The organism is Lactobacillus kimbladii, from assembly GCF_014323605.1.
GTDB lineage: Bacteria > Bacillota > Bacilli > Lactobacillales > Lactobacillaceae > Lactobacillus > Lactobacillus kimbladii_B.
Genome location: NZ_SCMB01000004.1, coordinates 1 through 20,365, shown reverse-complemented (window position 1 = coordinate 20,365; position 20,365 = coordinate 1). Strand labels below are relative to the sequence as shown.

Annotated in this window: 17 protein-coding genes, 1 tRNA gene, 2 rRNA genes and 1 pseudogene; 5 read left to right on the top strand and 16 right to left on the bottom strand. The window is 36.8% G+C overall.

Features of this window, described 5'->3' with window-relative positions; translation table 11 throughout:
• Positions 1-27 precede the first annotated feature (27 nt).
• Positions 28-258, top strand: a complete 231-nt coding sequence (locus ERK18_RS06530) for a cytochrome b5 domain-containing protein (RefSeq protein ID WP_034981697.1) — start codon at positions 28-30, stop codon at positions 256-258.
• Between the two features lie 52 nt (positions 259-310).
• On the opposite strand, the gene ERK18_RS06525 is transcribed toward ERK18_RS06530, so the two are convergent.
• The 12 genes from ERK18_RS06525 to ERK18_RS06470 form a co-directional block, all read right to left on the bottom strand.
• Complete coding sequence (locus ERK18_RS06525) at positions 311-1,348, bottom strand: alpha-L-fucosidase (RefSeq protein WP_187154782.1); 1,038 nt, start codon at positions 1,346-1,348, stop codon at positions 311-313.
• 151 nt (positions 1,349-1,499) lie between these two features.
• Entirely contained in the window at positions 1,500-2,258 is a 759-nt protein-coding gene (aroD, locus tag ERK18_RS06520) for a type I 3-dehydroquinate dehydratase (RefSeq protein WP_187154781.1), read from the bottom strand.
• 15 nt (positions 2,259-2,273) lie between these two features.
• Positions 2,274-3,188, bottom strand: a complete 915-nt coding sequence (locus tag ERK18_RS06515) for a shikimate dehydrogenase (protein ID WP_187154780.1) — start codon at positions 3,186-3,188, stop codon at positions 2,274-2,276.
• Between the two features lie 46 nt (positions 3,189-3,234).
• Entirely contained in the window at positions 3,235-5,004 is a 1,770-nt protein-coding gene (locus ERK18_RS06510) for an FAD-dependent oxidoreductase (protein WP_187154779.1), read from the bottom strand.
• 21 nt (positions 5,005-5,025) lie between these two features.
• Complete coding sequence (locus ERK18_RS06505; RefSeq protein ID WP_187154778.1) at positions 5,026-6,225, bottom strand: MFS transporter; 1,200 nt, start codon at positions 6,223-6,225, stop codon at positions 5,026-5,028.
• A gap of 301 nt (positions 6,226-6,526) precedes the next feature.
• Positions 6,527-6,976, bottom strand: a complete 450-nt coding sequence (locus ERK18_RS06500) for a hotdog domain-containing protein (protein ID WP_187154777.1) — start codon at positions 6,974-6,976, stop codon at positions 6,527-6,529.
• Entirely contained in the window at positions 6,966-8,495 is a 1,530-nt protein-coding gene (locus ERK18_RS06495; protein ID WP_187154776.1) for an AMP-binding protein, read from the bottom strand. The genes ERK18_RS06500 and ERK18_RS06495 overlap by 11 nt, the downstream gene beginning before the upstream one ends.
• 10 nt (positions 8,496-8,505) lie before the next feature.
• On the bottom strand, positions 8,506-9,429 hold the full coding sequence (locus ERK18_RS06490) for an electron transfer flavoprotein subunit alpha/FixB family protein (protein WP_187154775.1): 924 nt from the start codon (positions 9,427-9,429) through the stop codon (positions 8,506-8,508).
• A 4-nt stretch (positions 9,430-9,433) separates the two neighbouring features.
• On the bottom strand, positions 9,434-10,174 hold the full coding sequence (locus ERK18_RS06485; RefSeq protein WP_187154774.1) for an adenine nucleotide alpha hydrolase family protein: 741 nt from the start codon (positions 10,172-10,174) through the stop codon (positions 9,434-9,436).
• Positions 10,175-10,186: 12 nt separating this feature from the next.
• Complete coding sequence (locus ERK18_RS06480) at positions 10,187-11,332, bottom strand: acyl-CoA dehydrogenase family protein (RefSeq protein ID WP_187154773.1); 1,146 nt, start codon at positions 11,330-11,332, stop codon at positions 10,187-10,189.
• Positions 11,333-11,340: 8 nt separating this feature from the next.
• Positions 11,341-12,585, bottom strand: a complete 1,245-nt coding sequence (locus tag ERK18_RS06475) for a CaiB/BaiF CoA transferase family protein (protein ID WP_187154772.1) — start codon at positions 12,583-12,585, stop codon at positions 11,341-11,343.
• Between the two features lie 106 nt (positions 12,586-12,691).
• Entirely contained in the window at positions 12,692-13,942 is a 1,251-nt protein-coding gene (locus ERK18_RS06470; protein ID WP_198213430.1) for an acyl-CoA dehydrogenase family protein, read from the bottom strand.
• A gap of 357 nt (positions 13,943-14,299) precedes the next feature.
• Here ERK18_RS06470 and ERK18_RS06465 point away from each other — a divergent pair, with 357 nt between their 5' ends.
• From ERK18_RS06465 to ERK18_RS06455, 3 genes are read left to right on the top strand one after another with little or no spacing between them, the layout of a single operon-like run.
• Positions 14,300-15,214, top strand: coding sequence for a LysR family transcriptional regulator (locus ERK18_RS06465; protein WP_034981642.1), 915 nt, complete (start codon positions 14,300-14,302; stop codon positions 15,212-15,214).
• A 23-nt stretch (positions 15,215-15,237) separates the two neighbouring features.
• Positions 15,238-16,233, top strand: coding sequence for a nitronate monooxygenase (locus ERK18_RS06460; RefSeq protein WP_187154771.1), 996 nt, complete (start codon positions 15,238-15,240; stop codon positions 16,231-16,233).
• Positions 16,234-16,243: 10 nt separating this feature from the next.
• The gene (locus ERK18_RS06455) at positions 16,244-17,065 is read left to right on the top strand and encodes a triphosphoribosyl-dephospho-CoA synthase (protein WP_187154770.1); all 822 of its coding nucleotides are present in this window, start codon (positions 16,244-16,246) and stop codon (positions 17,063-17,065) included.
• A gap of 45 nt (positions 17,066-17,110) precedes the next feature.
• Here the strand turns inward: ERK18_RS06455 and ERK18_RS06450 are convergent, their stop codons facing one another.
• Positions 17,111-18,991 (bottom strand): flavocytochrome c, encoded by a 1,881-nt coding sequence (locus tag ERK18_RS06450; RefSeq protein ID WP_187154955.1) that lies wholly within the window; start codon positions 18,989-18,991, stop codon positions 17,111-17,113.
• A gap of 118 nt (positions 18,992-19,109) precedes the next feature.
• On the opposite strand from ERK18_RS06450, the pseudogene ERK18_RS06445 reads away from it, so the two are divergent.
• Positions 19,110-19,895, top strand: a pseudogene (locus ERK18_RS06445) (LysR family transcriptional regulator); the annotation flags it as partial.
• 67 nt (positions 19,896-19,962) lie between these two features.
• Here ERK18_RS06445 and ERK18_RS06440 read toward each other — a convergent pair.
• The 3 genes from ERK18_RS06440 to ERK18_RS06430 form a co-directional block, all read right to left on the bottom strand.
• Positions 19,963-20,035: transfer RNA gene (locus tag ERK18_RS06440), tRNA-Asn, on the bottom strand.
• 10 nt (positions 20,036-20,045) lie between these two features.
• Positions 20,046-20,162: ribosomal RNA gene (rrf, locus tag ERK18_RS06435) — 5S ribosomal RNA — on the bottom strand.
• A gap of 75 nt (positions 20,163-20,237) precedes the next feature.
• Positions 20,238-20,365 (bottom strand): 23S ribosomal RNA (locus ERK18_RS06430); the annotation flags it as partial.

Genomic DNA, 20,365 nt, shown 5'->3' with positions numbered 1-20,365 from the left:
AGTGTATTTGGAAAGGGGATATTTCCAATGGAGAAGTTTACAAAAGAATCTTTAGCAAAATATGATGGTAAAAATGGCAACCCAGCTTATGTTGCTATTAAAGGTGTTGTTTATGATGTTACTGGCAATCCACACTGGACTGATGGCGAACACCATGGCAATTTAGCTGGTCGTGACCTGACTGTTGCAATAGGACAATCACCTCATGGTGAAAGTGTCTTAGGCAATTTGAAAAAGGTCGGTACCTACGAAGATTAATTAGATAATAAAAAAGAGCACAATTCAAAATAAGAGTTGTGCTCTTTTTTTACTATCTAATATTATTTTTCTCAGCCAATTTGGCTGCAGCAGCAATACTTTGCTGTGCGGGCAAGGGGATCCTTCCTAAACCATCAAGCCCAATATTTAATAAATAATTGATACCTAAACTATTTAAATATTTACGGTTGTGATAAATAGTTGCAGGAGACTTCCAATTTTGATCACGGTAAGAAAAGCCCCAAGAATCATTAGTAGTACCGGCTGACTCATATAAACCATATGGTGAAGGTTTAAGGCCATTAAGTGAGTTAAAATTATTATTTTTAGTCACCTTTTCTTTTTCACTGGGAATTTCATTATCGCCAAGGGAAACATAATCATATTTGCCATTACCAAGACGTGAATTTATTAGGCAATTTGGCTGCAATTTTTTCACTGTCTCATAAATTTTTTGACTTTGGCTTGCAGTTAAGGTCATCGGTACATCAAACCAGGCAACAACTATCTCGCCATAATTACTCATTATTTCTTTAATCTGAGGCAGAATTTTGTCTGTAAAGCACTGATCATAATTCTTATTTTTCTGCGGAAAGTCCCAGCTATTGTCCCAAGTAGTGCCAGAGGATTCAATATCATTTGAAAGGTAGCCTCCCCCATTTGGTTCATGCCAATCTAAGTCTTGGGAATAATAAAGACCCAGCTTTAAGTCGAATTTTTGGCAAGCTGCTGCAAGTTCACCGATTACATCCCGCTGAAATGGTGTTGCATCATACACATTATATGAATCTACTTGTGAATGGTACATTGCAAAGCCATCATGGTGTTTAGTTGTAACTACCAAATATTTCATACCACATTTTTTAGCAAATGCTACGATTTTTTCGGCATCAAAATATATTGGATTAAAAGCGGTAGCAAGCTGGCGATACTTTGCAACAGGTATTTGCAGTTTAGACTGAATCCATTCAGCGTAATTGCTTGCAGATTTTCCCTCATACTCACCTGCAAGAAGTGAATACAAGCCCCAGTGAATCATCATGCCGTATTTAGCATTTTTAAACCATTCAATATTCTCGTTTGCAGTCATACATTCCTCCATTACTAAACTTACGCTGGAAATACATAGTGTTGTCATTAAAAAGTTTAACACTTATTTTTAGTATAAATTTGATTTAACCAAAAAAGAGTTAGCCTTAATACTTAAAGCTAACTCAAAATATCTATTATCTTAATAAAATTTACTGTAATGCTAAGTAATTTTCCGCATTACGCAGATCCTCAATTGACAACTGACCAGGTGCAGAAGTTTGACCAACAGCGCCAAAGGACAGACTTGAGCCGAAAACCTGGCCTGCTACTCTAGTGACTTTACCGATATCGCCCATGGCCATAGTAATCAGGGGATTAGCAATCTCTTTGTTCATTTCTGTCGTTGCTGTTAAAAGAGTTAAAACGTCAGAAGCACTATGCGGCATGCAAGCTAACTTTGGCACATCAGCACCAAGTTGCGCCATTTTTCGTAAGCGAAATTCAATTACATCTTTAGCTGGCACTTTTTCAAAGTCATGGTTACTCATAATTACAACAACATTGTAGTTATGAGCTAAAGTCACCAAAGACTTTATTCTTTTTTCATCATGAAAAAGTTCAATATCAACAGCATCACCCAACCTGTTGGTAATTACATATTCTACTAAATTTAAATACTGATCCTCGTCGAGCTGACAAACTCCACCTTCATTTTTGGTACGAAAAGTAACTAAAACTGGTAACTCGTCCACTTCTTGTCGCAATTTTTTGGCAGTAGTATTTAGTGTATTAAAATCCTTAATCCCTGCAACGTAATAATCAATGCGCCATTCCATTATATCCGGTTTAGCAGCCTTAATCTTCTTAGCTGAAGCTATAATCTCTTTTTCAGTTGAACCAACATTTGGCACAGCAATTTTTGGCAGACCTGCACCTAAAACAATATTTCTAATCTTGACAGTAGCCATTATTCAATACCTCAACTAATTATTATCATCAGAAAACATAATTTCACGAATATAATCAGTTGGCATCTCTTTACCTGTCCATAACTTAAATGAGGCTGCCCCCTGATCAATCATCATGCCAATACCATCAAAAACATGCTTAACGCCAGCTTTTTGAGCCACTTTCATTAATTTGGTAGTTCTAGGAGCATAAACTGTGTCAAACACCACCATATCTTCATGGAACCAGGAAGGATCTGAAACTAGCGTCTTATCCTCAAGCGGCTTCATACCAACGCTGGTGGCATCACAATAAATATCGCTTTCTGCAATTGATTGTTTAAATGCTTCTTGATCAGTCAGCTCAGTTAAAGAAACCTGGCAATCAGTTTTTTCTTGAATAGTTTTGACGTTCTTTTCAGCTTGAGCCCATTTATCGTCTTTAATATTAAAAATTCTGATTTCTTTAGCACCGTCTAAAGCTGATTGAACAGCTATTGGGGTTGCAGCACCGCCGGCACCAGTCAAAGTCATCACTTTACCTTTAATGTCAATGCCTTCATCCTTAAGCGATTGGACAAAGCCAATGCCGTCGGTAGTGTAGCCAGTCAAAACACCATGATCGTTCACAATAGTATTAACCGCATCACACATTTCAGAAGCTGGCGATAATTTATCAAGGTACTGGATTACCTCTTTTTTATTGGGCATCGAAACGTTTGAGCCACGCATATCTAAAGTGCGGATAGCGTCAACTGCACCTTTTAATTTATCATTGCCAATTTCAAAACAGAGATAAGTATAATTCAAGCCCAACTTAGCAAAGGCATTGTTGTGCATTGTAGGTGACATTGAATGCCGAATAGGATATGCCATTAAGCCAATTAAGTAGGTATGACCATCTAGCCAGCCAGTAATCGGACCATTAACACCAGTAATTTTATTAGCCATCATTTTTCTCCTTTATTAAATTTAAAAATAAAATAATTAATCAACGTTAACCTTTAGAAGCACCGGACACTGCATCAGTTGAATCAGATGCAGTCTTTGCCAGTTTTTGGTAGTTAGCATTATCAGCAGCCTCAGTTCCGGCCACAAAACCTGATGCATAGGACCAAGAATTCATCATACTTGGCATTGAATCATGACCATTTGCACCACCAACAATCTCCCCGGCGGCATAGAAATTGTCTAGTGCTTCGAAATCTTCGTCTAATAGTTGCATATGCTGGTTAGTTTCATAGCCACCAAGAGTAGTACAGAAGCGCAATTTCTGTTCAATCACAAAGTAGGTATCGCCTTCATATTTATGCATAAACTGAGAAGGGCGACCAAACTCAGGATCATTACCTGAGGCGACATATTTATCGTAGTCAGTTAAAGTCTTCTTTAGGTTTTCATAATCAATGCCAGCTTTTTGAGCCACTGTTTGCAAATCTCCGCTTACTAAAATCGGACTCTTCTTGCCATCAAGATCAAAGAAACCTTGAACTTCATCTTTGGTAAAACCATATTTAAGAAGCAATTCATAGAATCTGCTCCATGTTCTTTCATCCATCACTACAAAGGCAATTTTATCCTTTTGTTCTGCAATAGCATCCCGAAAATGAGTATACGGAGCTGATTCATTTACAATTCGCTTACCACTAGTATTAACAAAAATAGCACCCATATCAGTCGCTTCTTTTGTTGAATAAGTGGTTAATTTGGCAATGCCAGGTTCAACTTCTAAACCATGGGGGTAAACTTTATACCAATCAAGATTGCGTGTAGCCAGATTCATATTTTTAGCAAAATCGAAATAATCACCAGTAGAAGTCATTGGACCGTAATAAGGAATATTGGTCTTATGCTGCCGGTAATCACGAGCGCCCCAGCCACCAGCCGCCATAACTAAGGACTTAAAGTTTACAGTAACTGTTTCATGTTTGCTTTCAGCAACTAATGAGACAAGCTGGCCCCGTTTGTTTTTATTAAGTTGTTCCACCCGAGTTTCAAGTAAAATTTTGCCACCCTTTTTGATAAAAGCATTTGCCACTTTAGTTATCAATTCATAAGAACTTTCAGTTGGCATTTCAATTTGCCGGTCAACGGAATGCTCAATAGTTTGTGTTTCAGCTTTTTGATAAGTTAGGTCTGCAAATTCAGTAATAAAATCAACTGCTTTACTAATATTTTGAGCAAGTATATTTGAAAGTAGCGGATAATTTGTCCCCCGACATTCACGGACAATATCTTGGACCAAGAGCTGCGGAGAATCTTTTTTTGCTTCCTCACCAAATAAAGCAGCTGCTAATTTTGAACCTGTACCAACGACATTTGAACCATTAAGAATTGTAGCTCCACCGAGATAGCCATTCTTTTCAAGTAAAAGAACATTTTTACCCATTGATAGTGCCCGAGAGGCTGCCATCAAGCCAGCCATACCCGAACCAATTACAGCTACATCCACATCATAAGTTATATCTTGATGTGACTGCTCGCTAGGCTGAGAAATAATATTTACACCATTTGCTTTTAAGGCTTTCTTTCCAGAATCAAGCATGGCTTGTGTCATAATGGAGGCACCAGAAATGGCATCGACATCAAAACTTTGATTATTAATAATATTCTTTTTTAACTTACATACCACCTGGTTAAAGATACCTGGCGTTTCTGCAGTTTTTGTCACATTAATATCTGCAATGTGATTATTTTCAACTTTGATATCAAAGTCGATTTCACCATTTCTTCCTTCTGCCGTTGCTTTAATTGTTTTTTCTGACATAACTCCACCTTCTGCTTTATATTAATTTTTGATGTTGAAATTTTTACCACGACTAATTAAGACAACACACAGAACTACAGAAATAATCGTTATCACTGTAGTTATCCAAAATACCATTAATGTACTTGCAGCATTGGCCTTTAACACAAATGCAGCTACAAGTGGTGCTACGAAGTAAACCACGGCTGGTGCAAAACTGTAGTATGATGTGATCTTTCCGTGACTTTGGGGGAAATAAGAAGTTAAAACTGAAAGTCCAACTTGCCATACTCCTCCTGCAGTAAAGAAGCCAACAGCTAAAGCACCTATTTCCCCGGCTAGCAGGGACGGCTTTAAGACCATAAATAGCAGACCAAGAGCAGTAATAGCTGAATAAACCATAATTAAATTCAATCTTTTTACCTTAGTAACCAAAGCTGATGTAACAAACACAGATATTAAGGAAGCAATTGAATACCATGATACAAGTTGATTGGCATTAGCAGCAGATTCATTTAAAACGTACTGTCCGTAGTAAGGAGCATAGAGTGAAAAAATATAAAATGTGAAACAAAGCGTAAAGCCCAAACCAATGATCATTAGCCCATCAACAGCCAATTTAGGTTGGTTTTGACCACTTACGCTGGCTTCTGATTCTTCTACTGTTTCAGTAGTCTCTTTTGCCTCAGCTTGAGGAGCAAAGGCCGTCTTCATTGTATATACAACATCTAGTAAAATAATAATGACTAATATAAACGCTGTAATCTTTGGATTTTTAATTAGTTTTACACAAAAAGGAAACAGCATCTGCATCACTTGCATTGCGGCTTTAACAAATGAATTCATTGTAGCTGTTTTATCTGGAAAAGCATCTGCAAGTGCAGGGTAACCGGCTGTGTCACCAAATGAATTAGTTGCCCCGAAAAACATTGCCGCTAAGCCGGCAACCCAGACATTGTTAGCAAAAACAGCGCCAAGAAGGAAGATTGCGTCACTGAGCAATGCAATCAACAAAGTTCTTTTTCGGCCTATCTTATCTGAAATAGCACCAGCAAATAAAATTGTAATAATTCTGCCTAAGCCCACCATTGCGATTACCAGTGAAACTTGGGTCGCACTGGCATTCCAGGAATGTGCCAGGATTTCTCTATATTGACTAATAAATAAGGTAGCTGCTCCTACAACCGCAAAATGGATGTACACGGAGGCAGCAACGCCAACATACCTTTTTTCTTTTTTCATAGCTTTACCTTTCAAAATTAAGATTTGCTAATAATTTCATAAATAAATATAACTTATTAAAGTTGATATGAATAATTATTTATGAATGCCAAATTATAAAAAATAACTATAATTACAAGCATTGATATAGCAATGCTTTCTTGCTTTATAAAAAAGTTAGAGTCTTGATTTTGGTGTTTATTGTAAAATTAATCGCTTTATCTTGGCTCAACATCTATTAAATAATTTAATACTTAAATAGTTATAATTAATAGTTATGCTAATAAACAAATTAAACTGGGACCCCAACTCAAAAACAATCCTATTTAATGCCAAATCTCTTTTTAACTGAGTCAATATATTCTTTTTCTTTTGCATCAGTAACATGGTATTGCTCAATAGAGCCTGAGATCGGCTCCAAGTTTGCATTCACTGCAACATAGGTAAATACAGCTTCACCGATTAATTCCGAACTTGAATTATCAAGAGAAATTCTATTAACTTCCGCATAAATAGTCATTGTCTTTGCTGTCGTTTTTAATAAAGTTACGCAAAAGCAAATATGATCACCAGCATAACTTTTTTTATGAAAAATAAATTTATCTATTCGACCAGTTAACGTACGTGTATGACAATATGAATTTGCAAACAAGCCCATTGCTGAGTCTGCATTATCTAAGAGCGTACCACCATGAGTAATTTCCATATGGTTTAGCATCCTTGGAGTTACAAAATAATCTGCCATTTGACGTTTAAAAAATTTATTCTTCATTTACTTTTTTACCTTCCAGCCAATTTTTTAAAAGATACTTTTTTATTTTGCCATTTGACGTTTTTGGTAATGAATCAACAACCCATAACTTTTCAGGCCATAATTTCTTATCAACGTGCTGCTTTTCTAATTCTGAAATCAACTCAGCTTTGGTTAATACTTTTTGGCCATGATTTAGAACAATAAAGGCACCAATTCTCTGTCCTAAACGAACATCTGGGACTCCTAAAACGGCCACTTCCTCAATATTTTGGCAGCCCTTGATCTTGTCTTCAACCATATGAGCGGAAATATTTTCACCACCACGAATAATTTTATCGCTATTGCGTCCATCTATTTCTAATAAGTTATCTTCATTATAATGACCAACATCTCCAGTAACAAACCAGTCACCATCAAATGCTTTAGCCGTTTTTTCAGGATCAGCCAAATAACATTTAAAAATGATCGGTCCAGCAACTTCGATTTGCCCTTGCTTGTTGCTATCTGTAATTATATTTTTGTTCTTCACAAGTCTGACTTTAATATTGGCCATTGGCTTGACTGCCGTTGTCATTGCACCTTTACTTAAATAATAATCTTGAGGAGTATAACTAAATGGAACTGCTTCTGTCAGACCATAACAGTTGTAAAGGGGAACATTTCTTTTTTTAGCCTGAACTAAAATGCTTTCTTTAATTTTGTCACCACCGCAAATGAGCATCCGCAGTTTACCCAAATTTTGAACTTTGAATAGCAGATCATACATAATTGTAGGCAAACTATCAATATATGTAATTGGTTCTTCTTCAAGCATTTTTGCCACTTGTTCAATATTATAATGTTTAATTATTGCCAAATGACTTCCAGCCATAATCGTTGAAATTAAGCCATGATGAAATCCAATTGCATGATACATTCCCGAAAGAATTAAAGTCATGTCATTTTTAGTGATGCCAAAAGCATCATTATATGCACTTTCTGCACTAATAATATTTTTATTGGTTAAAACTACTCCTTTATAAAGCCCACTAGTACCCGAAGTATTGAGAACCAGTGCAGGAGCATCTGATCCATCACCTCCAATGAATTCAGATGGTAAATGCTTTTCTCTGGTAAAAAATACCAGATCCGCGATTTTTTTAGTCTGATAATTATCCAAATTAGCAATATTACTAATAGTGTCACGACCACGCACAGATTTTTGCGAAATGATAGCATATGGCTTAAACCTATTAATCATGCTATTAATCTCATCAATATCAAAATGCGGGTTTAGTGGATTAATAACCACTCCCATTTTGATACATGCAATAATCGTTACAATATTTGCCAGATCCAGTTCGAACTGAATTGCTATTAAATCACCTTTCTTGATGCCATTATTCCAGAGCAACTCCATCTGCTTATTGGCTAAAAAATCTATTTCTTGATAACTGTATTTACGACCATCTTCAGTGACAAAAGTACTTTGAGCACTTTGCTTTAAGCGCTCCTGCCATAAATCATTTAAGGTTGGCACCTTTTTAATAGAAGTCATTTTTTATACCTTACAAAAGCTCATTTAATTGCTTTATTACTTGGTTAGCATCCCCAACAATACCGTAATTTGCTAATTTAAAAATTGGTGCTGCTTCATCAGTATTGATAGCAATGACACATTTTGATTTAGTCATACCCGCAGTGTGCTGGACTGCTCCCGAAATGCCAAAAGCATAGTAAACATCTGGTGCAACAGACAAATTCGATATTCCAATCATACGGTTCTTATCAATCCAGCCTTGATCTGTAACTGCTTTAGTTGCTCCCACGCTAGCATTTAATTTTTGGGCTAAAGTAGCTAACGGCTTAAATTTATCTGGGGAACCCAGGCCTTTGCCTCCGGCTACGATCACCTTTGCATAAGCCAAATCATTGCTAGAGTTAGCTTCTGGTACATATGCGGCTGCATTAGTTTCTGCACATTCCCAGTCAATTATGTCAACTTCATTCTTACTATGGCTCAAGACCCCATTACAAGAAAGCGATATTATCGCCTTATCATTCAGTGTGATTTTTCTTAAGGCCTGTGTTTTGCCGATATCCTGGTTAACTATTATATGATCTTGATCACAGCAAATATCTTTGGCATTATAAATAAATGGGACATTTAGTACAGCAGCTAATTGACTGCCAAGACTATTACCTAAATTGCACTTATCAAATACTATTAAACTATTTGCCTTATCGACAAAAATTTTTCTAAGTGTATTAGTCACAGCTGGCAAGTTTGTCACACTAAAATTCTCATTTTGGTATATGGTAGTTTTGACTCCTGAAGAAGCATATTTATCCTTAATTTCAGTAGCATGATTACTGAAAACCAGTACTTCTTTCTTACCTTTAAAATTGCTGTCAAGGCCTGCTAAGTTATTACTGTTATGACCTTCATCAATATTCTTATCTTCTAACTGAATATAATAAATTGGTACCATTTTTCTACCTCAACATCCCATTTTGCTTAAGTATTTCAACCAGTTTTTGCGTAGCTTTAGGATCTTGATCCAGATTGAAAATAGCTTTTTCATTTTTAACTGGTTTAGCTACAATTTCACTTGTAACGCCTTCATCACTAGTTTTAAAACTTACGTTATTAATACTTGAATTTATTGCTGTACTTAACGACGTGAAACTAGCAAGACGCGGCACATTGATTGAATCTAACGTGGCAATTACAGCTGGCAAGACACATTGCCCAGTAATTTTGCCTTTTTCAAGTTTCATTTCATAATTGAGGGAAGTATCAATCATAGAAACATAGTCATAAAATGATATTCCTAATCCTGTAGCAATAGCAGCCGGAAAAGCTGAAGATGTTGTTTTTCCTGTTAAAATCAAGTCATAATTTTCATTATTTTCTTTTAAGTAATGGACAAATTCACTTGCAATTTGATTTTGCAGTAAAGGATCATTGATATTACCCGCTGAAACTTTAGTAGCTGTTGTTGCTCCCATAGCCAGTGCCTCATGCAAAATCCGTTCAGCTGCTTCATTTTGTTCAAACGTAAAGACATCAATAGTACCTTTTTTTAACTCTGTTAATTGCAGGGCAAATTCTAGGGCACTTTTGTCTTCCTCACTCAGAAATAAATTTTCTGGATGATAAGTTACTTTGTTCTTATGAGAAGTATAAGTTTTAGGATTATCTGCCTCAGCCTTAGCAATTAATGCGATTTTCATTATAGTACCCTCCTAGTCCTGATATTTTTTGCTAACTTCACGTGCAATTGTCATTCTCTGAATTTCATTAGTTCCTTCCAGAATTTGAAATCCTTTGACATCACGCATTAGCTTTTCAACCGGATAAGCTCGGGTATAACCATAACCACCAAGAATCTGAACTGCATCAGAAGTTACTTTTTGTGCTACATCAGTGACATAAAGCTTGGTCATTGCTCCTTCTTGACGTACAGACAAATCTTTATCCATCATTTTCATTGTGTTGTTGACTAATAAGCGGGCTGTTTCAACTGCCGTTGCCATATTAGCAAGCATATTTTGCACAGATTCAAATTGAGAAATCGGTTGATTAAATTGTTCACGCTGATTGGCATATTTGGCAGCTTCATTAAGTGCCCGTTGCATAACACCAACGGTCAAAGTAGAAACATAAGCACGTGAGAGGTTAAGGCTGTTTAACGCAATATTAATCCCTCTTCCTTCTTGGCCAATCAGATTTTCGGCCGGCACGTGTACGTTTTTAAATCCTAACGGTACTGTATTTGATAAACGCAGTCCCATTTTATCTTCATGCTTTCCTACCCAAATACCTGGCGTATTTTTATCAATCATGAAAGCAGATAAGCCATGATTACCATTATTAGAAGTTCTAAAAATTCCAATAAAAATATCTGCAATTCCACCATTAGTAGCAAAAGCTTTATTTCCGTTTAAAATATATTCATTGCCTTGCCGAACAGCTCTTGCTTTCACAGAACCTGCGTCAGAACCAGCATCAGCTTCTGACATTGTAAAGGCAGCAAAACGTCCCGGTCTGATCACATCGGCAAATCTTTGTGCTTGTTCTTCAGTACCGGCTAGCATTACGCACCGCAGTGCAACAAATGAGGTAATTAAAGTAAGTGCATAACCTGCATCATATTCAGCCAGTTTTTCAAAAACGAGGGCAGAATCTTCATAAGAAAGGCCAGCACCACCATATTCCCGCGGGATCTCAAGCATATGAAGGCCAATTTTAATTGCAGGCTCAAACAAGCTGGAAGGACAATCACCTTTTAAATCGTATTTCTTAATAATTTCAGGGGTTAGATACCGATCACCAAATTCTTGTGCTAAATGAATATATTCTTTTTGTTCTTGTGTATAAAGTAATGTCATTTTAATACCTATTTAATTGGGTCTCCTATATGACGCAGGCCACTGGCAGCACCACTGGCAAACATCTCACTGATTTTTTCATCGCTGTAGCCTAACTCATCTTTGAGTACTTCGCGTGTATCAGATCCCTGAGCACGAGAAGGAGTTAGCGTAGGCTTGCCTTGAGACGAAAAGCGTACTGGATTAGTGGGAATAAATCTCTTATTTCCAGATGGAAATTCCATCAGTCTAATTTCGTCATTATCCAAAGCCTCAGGATCCTGATATATTTCCGTTGGTATCTGACAAGCCTCAAGCGGTAAGTCTTCCTTATTAAAGAGGTCTATCCAATACTGCAACGGTTTTTTCTTAAAAGCATCTTCTAAAATGGCAATTACTTCATTGCTGGTACCATTAGCATTCAAAGTGTCCATTTTGTTATATCTTTCATCGCCTTTGACATCATCACGACCAATGTCATGCATTACTTTGTCAAAATCACGGTCATATTCGGGAACGCATAGTACAAACCAGCGATCATCAGAGGTTTTATAAGTGTCATTAAAAGGATTAGTAACTTCTTTACGACTCTTAGGATATACATTGCCATATTGTGCAGAAACCATAGCGATATTTTGCATAAATATCGCTGCGTGATTCAAGTTAACGACAACCTTATCACCCTTACCGGTTCTTTGAGCTCTCAGTAAGGCTGCACAAATACCTGCGGCTAAGGTCATTGATACTTGGAAATCACCATAGCCATTTACTGGATTATATGGATTCCCTCCTTTATCTACCGTTGTTCCCTGAACTCCGCCACGTGCTTGATAAGCAGTTGCATCATAGCCGGCAGAATCTTTTTTAGGACCAAATTCACCATATCCGCGATCTTGTGCAAACACTAATTTAGGAAATTCTTTATGCAGCTCTTCCCAAGTGATTCCCATATGAGCTAAGCTCTTTGTTCTCACTGAGGTTAAAAATACATCTGCGGTTTTTAATAGGTCTTTAAAAGCTTGCATCCCTTCAGGAGTTTTCATGTTTAAAGTAATGAATCTTTTATTCATATTAGAAACATCAAAGCCCAAATTCTCATCATCTTCATACTTCATGCCAAAAACTGCACCTTGGGTTCTTCCAGCATCACCCTTAGGAGCTTCAACTTTAATTACATCAGCTCCCCATTCTCCAAGGACTCGTCCTACGGTTGGGGCTGCCAAAAATTGTGTGAGATCAATAACTCTTATTCCTGATAATATTTCGTTAGCCATCTTTTTCTCCAAAACTATATACAACAAAGAGGATTGAACCTTGCAAAGTAAATTTTAGATTCAGCCCTCCTTGATTTATTTACTCAAGTTAATTTAATTGATTGCCTTAAAGACTTGTTATTGGTGTATTGCCACCGTCTTTAATTAATAAACGACCTGCAGTTAGTCTTTGAACGGAACGAGGTCCTTCTTCTAACCACATAGCACGACAATCACGGTAAAGTCTTTCAGCAGGTCCATAAGGATTGTCCTGGAAGTAACCAATACCACCAAAGATTTCAAGCATGTAATCAGAAACTAATTTGACAGTATTGATGCTTTCTAGTTTTGCTAGAGAAGCTTTTTTGGTAATATCCTTTCCTTCGTCATAATCTTTTGCCAAGTCCCACAACATTAATCTAAGGGCATGAATGCGCGCACCCATGTCAGCAATTTCAAAAATGATTGATTGCCGTTTGCATAGTGGCTTACCAAAAGTTACACGATCTTTAGAATAAGCAATGGACATTTCTAACATCCGTTGAGCCATTCCTAAGTTGGAGTCAGCAATATGCGCACGAGAAAGTGAAAGTGAAGAAATAGCTACTTTCATACCCTCTCCTCTCTTGCCAAGCATGTACTTATCGGGTACTCTCATATTAGTGAATTTTAAATCGGCATGTCCGGCACCACGACAACCCATCATTAAAGGCATCTCATTAGATTCAAATCCAGGTGTATTTGTTGGTACAAAGAAAGCTGATAATCTTTCATCCCCTTCTTTATCTGGGTCAGTAACTACAATTAAGTAAGTAAAATCTGCAACATCTGCATGAGAAATCAAAGTTTTTTCGCCGTTGATTACCCAGTCATCGCCATCCTTAACAGCTAAAGTATGAAGGTCTGCTCCAGTACCACCGCTCTTTTCGGTTAAAGCAAAGTTGGCATAGATTGATTTGTCTTGAAACTTGTTCATATACTTGTCTTTAAGTTCTTGACTACCAAAATTATCCAATATCCGCCAGTTCATATCTGAAGCATGGTGCAGGTGCATTCGAATTCCACCCTGGGTTCTTGAAAATTCTTCTTGAACTTGCAGGATTTGCTTTTCACTGAGGCCCCAGCCGCCGTATTCTTTAGGCAATGCAAAACGATATAAATCATGTTTAATTGCAATTGGGAAAAAGTCTTGCGGAAACTTGCGATTTTCCTCTATATATGGGGTCATCCTGTCAAACTCGTTTTGTGCCAGGTGACGAATTTCTTTTAAGTAGTTTTCAAAGTCTTCTTCAGGCATTGATTCACCCGGTTTAGTTTTGTGCATAATCGGAGTTTCTTCATATGGTGGTAATACATGCAACTTCTTTTGTTCTGTCATAATACAATCTCCTTTTAAACTTTAATAATGCTTTTGAAAGCGTTTTTCCATCAACAGTTGTATTATGTTTTAAAAAGTTTAGATTGTAAAATTGATAACAAAGTCAGAACTATTAATTTTATAAATACTCTTATGGCTATATATATTAAAAAAAGCGGAATTATAAGATTATTAACTGCAATAATTAAAAAGACTCACCAAATTTGGAGAGTCAAATCACAATAAAATCAACACTAATAAACTAATATTAATTTTATCAATATTATTATAAATAATTTTTGTAAGCGTTTTATAAAAATAGGTATAGCATTTATTTATATAGGTATTGAATATTAAAATAATTTTTGAGGTAATATCATGAATTTAAATCAACTTTACTATTTTCGTGAATTGGCAGATCAAAAACAATACACTAAAGCAGCAGACAGCTTATTTATCAGTCAGCCTACCCTCTCAGTATCAATTAAACAGCTTGAAAAAGAACTCCACTGCCAACTGTTTAAACACAATGGTCATTACGTGCAATTAACTGAATATGGACGTATTTTTTACGATACTGTAACCAAATCTTTAGACTCTTTAGATCGCGGTAAAAAGAAAATTGAACAGCGTATCAGTCAGGACCATGGCAATATACACATTGCTGGTATACCTACTGCAATTGGAACCATCTTGCCTAACTTAACTAAGCAATATCAACAAGAAAGTAATATTTCACCTCATTTTATATACCACGATAACCCTTCATATCAGATTTGCGAAGGTATCAAAAATGGCTGGTATGATATCGGAATTTCTTCATTCGTACCGGAATTTAGTTATTTTACTTACATTCCCCTTTATACTGAAGAAATCATTGCCATTGTTTCAAAAGAAAATGACCTGGCAAAAATAAATGAAATCTCTCCTGAAGAACTACAGGGTGAGTCAATTATTACCTATTCTAAAAAAATTCAAATTGGAAAAGACATCACTAATGCTTTACTGGCCAATGCCTCTGATCTGAATATTACAAATAGACTTCATGACGAGCTGGCAATTGCAGGACAAGTTTTGACCAACGATATCGTGGGTGTAGTAGCAAAAACTATTTATTTGAGCGGCTTCGACATCCACATAATCAAACTTGACTTGCCTAAAAATACTCGTCAGGTTTACCTGGTGTATGATTCAAGTCAAAACTTTTCACCAGAAATAGTTGATTTTATTGACTTTCTTAAAAGTCATAAACCAGATATTCAGAAAATTGTCGATAATATTCCTGTCAAATAAGATTTTAAAAAGGTATAAAACTAATGAATAAAACTTGTCAATTATTGGGAACAAATTACCCTATTGTTCACGAACCTATCCACACCTTAACAGATGGCAAACTAGTTGCTGCTATTTCAGAATCTGGTGCACTGGGCATTTTAGGTATTAATGCAGGCTATAAGGTTAGAAGTGACGCGACATCAAGCGCTTCTATTTCTAATTCAAATAAAATAGGTACTATTAGCAACAATTCTTTGCTTGATGCCATGACAGAAAGAAACTTGATGAATGAGCAAATTGATCAAACTCTATCTAATACCTTTAGGTCTTTTGGAGTGGAAATTGCCAGCACCTCATCTAACCCGGAAGATGATCATAGAGCAACCGAATTAGTAGAATTAATGCGAAAAAGAAGGTTGACTATTGCACTGTTTGAAGGTTTTGGAAGAGTTGCATCTAAAGCATGGGTAAATTTGCTACATAATAGTGGCATTAAAATTATGCAAGTTATTAATAATATTAATAATATTCGTGCAGCTCAAAGTAATGGTATTGACATTTTAATCTGCAAAAGTAACATCGAGCTGGCAAATTTTGTTCATCAAGCAGGAAAAACACCGGTTTTAGCTGGGTATGATACTACTGACTCGCATGTTTTGAAAGACGCATTGACAAAAGGTGCACAAGGGGTTTTTCTCAAGACAGTTTTTGCACTTGCTAAAGAAGCTCCAACTTCACCAATAATCAAAGACAAAATTATAAATGCACAAAAACATGAACTAATTAGTTTTAAAATGAACTCGCGGACTATCTATTCTTTACCTGGAAAATTGCCCCAGAAACTGGCAAAATTAACACAGGATAACGAAGACGAAAAGCAAATTTTTACTGCTGCAGACGGTTATCAGGGATTAATAAACGGTATGGCAAAAGGTGATCTTGAAATGGGGTATACTGATATTGCAGCAGACAGTTATAACATCAAAACTATTAAAACTGCTCATGAAACTATTGCAGAATTAACTAATAACAATTAAATTTATACATATGACTAATTCAATTACAAAAAATGCTCTACGCTCACTCTTATATGAAGTTGTTACCGCACCAAAACCTGGTTTAGTAGACCCTATCAGCCAAGGTCCGCATCCCGACATGAATATTTATACTTTTATCGACAGCAGTTTAAGCCTGGAATCATATTTTTCTGCTGCTGTTGAAATTGGGCAAACCTTTCAGTCGACTGATTTAGCGCAAATGTTTTTTAAATTAAGGCAAAGAGGCATCACTGCAGAAAAAGAAATGTTTACTGCAACGCACGGTGCTAATACACATAAAGGAGCAATTTTTGCTTTAGGTATTTTTGTCTGTGCTGAAAGCTACAGTATGACAAACAATACTGAATTGTTCCTTACTATCACCGAGATGTGTAAAGGACTTGTGCAACATGATCTGATTCAAAATAATGAGTTACAAACAGCCGGTGAAAAAGAATTTGAACAGTATCATATTGGTGGGGCTCGTGCTCAAGCGGAACAAGGCTATCCCATTGTACGTGAAGTTGCTTTACCCTTTTTAAAAAACACTAAGGGAACGCTCCAAACGAGACTCCTTGATACCTTAATGAAGATAGCAACAGTTACGGTTGACAGTAATTTGATTAAACGAGCTGGAAATTATGATGTAATTGATTGGCTGCATCAAATGGCCACAAAATACCTAGATTTAGGTGGTTATGTTTCTCCAGCCGGTAAAAAATGCCTGCAAAAATTAAATGATGACTGTTTAGCCCACAATTGTAGTTTAGGTGGCTGTGCAGATTTGTTAATTGTTACCATTTTTGTAGCTCTAGAACGCGGATACATATAAAAAAGGAAGGCCACAAGCCTTCCTTTTTTAAAAGCAAAATAATATTTATTCTTTTGATGCACCTGTCACTGCATCATTATCTGCAATTTCACTGCAAGCAGTATCGGCAGCGATTCTACCAAAGGTGAAGATATCAGCTAGTGAATTACCACCAAGACGATTACCAGCATGTAAGCCGCCAGCGACTTCCCCTGCTGCATAAAGACCGGTAATTACTTGACCATCTTTATCTAATACCTGTGCTTTCGGATTGATCTTCAAGCCGCCCATTGTATGGTGAATAGCCGGCTTACGCGGGGTAGCGTAAAACGGCGCAACTTCACATTTAAGGTTAAACGCACTCTTACCAAATTCTGGATCATTACCTGCATCAACATATGAATTATATTTTTTAATAGTATCGACCAAAGTAGCAGGATCCATACCGGCTTTTTCAGCTAATTCTTCTAATGTATCAGCTTTTAGAAGAGTGCCCGCCTTAACTTGAGCTTCGAGTGATTCTTCTGTGGTGTTGTAGGCTGTCTTTTTAATTTTATCGTCTGCAATTAAATAAAATAGAGTTCCATTAGCAATTGCAGCTTTAGCTAAAGTGTCACGCTCAGCGAACTCGTTTACAAAACGTTCACCTTTTTGATTGACCATAATAAAGTTTTCGGGTGGAGTTTGAATACCAGTAAATAATTCACCAGTCTTAGGATCAGAAACTGGCATTAATTGAATAAAGCCCATACCCACTAAATCAGCACCAGCCTCTTGACCTAAGGCAATGCCGTCACCAGTAATTGCTGGCGAATTAGTAGTAGCAATATCATCATCAATGTGTTTCCAATAAGTGTTATACTTTTGCACCATTTTAGTGTTGGCACCAAAGCCGCCAGAAGTTAAAATCACTTTTTGCGCATGAATGGTAACTTTACTGCCCTCACTAGTTTGGGCTACAACACCGGTAACTTTACCATTTTCAATAATTAAATGTTGGGCGCGGGTTTCAGTTAAAACTGTAGCACCATGAGTTTTTACCCAATCACCTAAAACATGAATAAAGGCATAACCCATTGGCTCAACTGGCTTATGGCCGCGGCGCCATAAAGCGCCAACCGGCATGGTGACATCAGAGCGGTCAAACTTTACGCCTAAATCAGTCAACCATTTAACTGAATCAAGTACGGTATTGACAAGCTCAGTAACCAAAGCATAATTACCATGAATTTCATTACCATTTAGGTCAGTTCTTTTACCACCTAAATAAGTTTGTATCTCGTGTAATAATACCGAGTCAAAAAGATAATTTTCTCCAGAATCCACATAAGCCTTAATTTGCTTTTGCAATTCTTTAAAGTCATCACGATATTCTGGATCAATTTCAGCAATCGGAGTTGCAGCTAATTTTTCCAAGCTTTCTTTTTCACCTGGTAAAGCTTTAAATTGATTTTGCCACTCAGGTTCAGCAGCATTTAATGGTCCACCTGCTCTAGTAGTATTACCACCAATTTGAGGGAATTTTTCCAGTACGATTACCTTTTTACCATTTTGAATTGTTCTCGCAGCTGCAGTGAGACCGGCACCGCCGGCACCAATAACTACAACATCAGTCTGGTATTCTCTGTCAGAAGTATCAGCAGTTTTCGGCTTTGGTCTGTTGAGCCATTCTCGTGCGTCTCCACCAGCTTTTGTAATCGCCTGAGCCACACCATCTATCACGCCATGACTGGAAATTGTAGCTCCACCAACCGCATCAACATTTAAGGTTTGATTAGCAATAATTTGCTTGGGCAGACGTTTAAAGACCTCATCTGCTACTCCAGCAGTTTCGCCACTGGAATCAATATTTATTTCCTTGATTTTGTCTTCAGAAAGTTTCACCTTCATAGGCATAAAACTAGAACCATGACCCTTAGCTTTTACTTCATAAGTTCCTGATTTCATCATTAATATACTTCCTTTCTTTCAGTGCTCATTAGTTAAATTTTACTAACTTTTCTGATTAAAATGAAATAGTTTTCTAGTAAACGGGCTATAATAAAATTGTTATTGGAGGCAAAATATGAATAATTCTGAAACTGTCTTACATTTTATTGATGTGCTATTAAAAGAAAGTAATTTTACTAGAGCGGCTAGTGAACTATATATATCACAGCCATATTTGACTCAACTAATTAAGCGAATTGAACATAAATTGGGAACTGAAATAATTAATCGTGAGACGATCCCATTTACATTAACGGAAGCTGGGGTAATTTATTACAATTATCTGGAAACAAAAATTAGTAACAAGCAAAAGTTAGCTGAACAGTTAATTCCCTATGCATCACCGAATAAAGAATTAATCCGGATCGGAGTTTTAGAAAGCCTGGGAACATTTTTATTGCCAGAGCTTTTACCTCACTTTATGTTTACACATCCAAATATTAAAATTCAGCTATCAGAAAACTTTCCTAGAGTAAGTGAAGCTCATCTTTTACATGAGCAAATTGATTGTTATCTGGGTTAAACATCTGAGTCTCTTAATCAAGGATTGGATTTTTATGTTAACGGTGGAGAAGACTATTTTGTAATCATTTCACCAAGATCAAAATACTTTAAAAAAGGTCGATTTATACTCGAGCCAAATGAATATGATATTAAAGACATTTTACAAGAGCCGTTCGTTGTTAGTTCAAGCAATTCTGCAATCCGCCATCAAGTTAATGGTGCATTTCAGAAATTTCATATCAAACCTAATATTATATTGGAAAGCAGCAGTATTATTACTGCAACTAATTTAGCAATAAAAGGAGTAGGACTATCTATTTCAGCTGCCAGCATTATCAAGCGAATGGCTCAAACACCTAATATAAGTTAATTATTAAATTTAAGCACAAAAAAAGAGGACCTTCAGGTCCTCTTCTCTTTGCTCGCTCCGGCTGTCAGACTCGAACTGACGACATCTTGATTAACAGTCAAGCGCTCTACCAACTGAGCTAAGCCGGATTGCTAAAAAGCACGGCAGCGTCCTACCCTCGCAGGCAGTCTCCCACCAACTACTCTCGGCGTGAAGAAGCTTAACTGCTGTGTTCGGCATGGTTACAGGTGTTTCCTTCTTGCTCTTGCCACCGTACTTTCTCTTTCTTTGAGCTTTTACACTCAAAACTAAATATAATCCTTTTAAAAAAACCTTGATTGCCATTAAGCTCTGGTCAAGTCCTCGACTGATTAGTACTGGTCCGCTCCAAGCCTCGCGGCTCTTCCACTCCCAGCCTATCTACCTCTTAGTCTTTGAGGTGTCTTACTACTTACGTATGGGAAATCTCATCTTGAGGG

Bases quoted from the DNA above. Each gene is read 5' to 3' on its own strand.
- ERK18_RS06530 (WP_034981697.1), top strand. From the start codon at position 28: ATGGAGAAGTTTACAAAAGAATCTTTAGCAAAATATGATGGTAAAAAT.
- ERK18_RS06525 (WP_187154782.1), bottom strand. From the start codon at position 1,348: ATGACTGCAAACGAGAATATTGAATGGTTTAAAAATGCTAAATACGGC.
- aroD (WP_187154781.1), bottom strand. From the start codon at position 2,258: ATGGCTACTGTCAAGATTAGAAATATTGTTTTAGGTGCAGGTCTGCCA.
- ERK18_RS06515 (WP_187154780.1), bottom strand. From the start codon at position 3,188: ATGGCTAATAAAATTACTGGTGTTAATGGTCCGATTACTGGCTGGCTA.
- ERK18_RS06510 (WP_187154779.1), bottom strand. From the start codon at position 5,004: ATGTCAGAAAAAACAATTAAAGCAACGGCAGAAGGAAGAAATGGTGAA.
- ERK18_RS06505 (WP_187154778.1), bottom strand. From the start codon at position 6,225: ATGAAAAAAGAAAAAAGGTATGTTGGCGTTGCTGCCTCCGTGTACATC.
- ERK18_RS06500 (WP_187154777.1), bottom strand. From the start codon at position 6,976: ATGAAGAATAAATTTTTTAAACGTCAAATGGCAGATTATTTTGTAACT.
- ERK18_RS06495 (WP_187154776.1), bottom strand. From the start codon at position 8,495: ATGACTTCTATTAAAAAGGTGCCAACCTTAAATGATTTATGGCAGGAG.
- ERK18_RS06490 (WP_187154775.1), bottom strand. From the start codon at position 9,429: ATGGTACCAATTTATTATATTCAGTTAGAAGATAAGAATATTGATGAA.
- ERK18_RS06485 (WP_187154774.1), bottom strand. From the start codon at position 10,174: ATGAAAATCGCATTAATTGCTAAGGCTGAGGCAGATAATCCTAAAACT.
- ERK18_RS06480 (WP_187154773.1), bottom strand. From the start codon at position 11,332: ATGACATTACTTTATACACAAGAACAAAAAGAATATATTCATTTAGCA.
- ERK18_RS06475 (WP_187154772.1), bottom strand. From the start codon at position 12,585: ATGGCTAACGAAATATTATCAGGAATAAGAGTTATTGATCTCACACAA.
- ERK18_RS06470 (WP_198213430.1), bottom strand. From the start codon at position 13,942: ATGACAGAACAAAAGAAGTTGCATGTATTACCACCATATGAAGAAACT.
- ERK18_RS06465 (WP_034981642.1), top strand. From the start codon at position 14,300: ATGAATTTAAATCAACTTTACTATTTTCGTGAATTGGCAGATCAAAAA.
- ERK18_RS06460 (WP_187154771.1), top strand. From the start codon at position 15,238: ATGAATAAAACTTGTCAATTATTGGGAACAAATTACCCTATTGTTCAC.
- ERK18_RS06455 (WP_187154770.1), top strand. From the start codon at position 16,244: ATGACTAATTCAATTACAAAAAATGCTCTACGCTCACTCTTATATGAA.
- ERK18_RS06450 (WP_187154955.1), bottom strand. From the start codon at position 18,991: ATGAAATCAGGAACTTATGAAGTAAAAGCTAAGGGTCATGGTTCTAGT.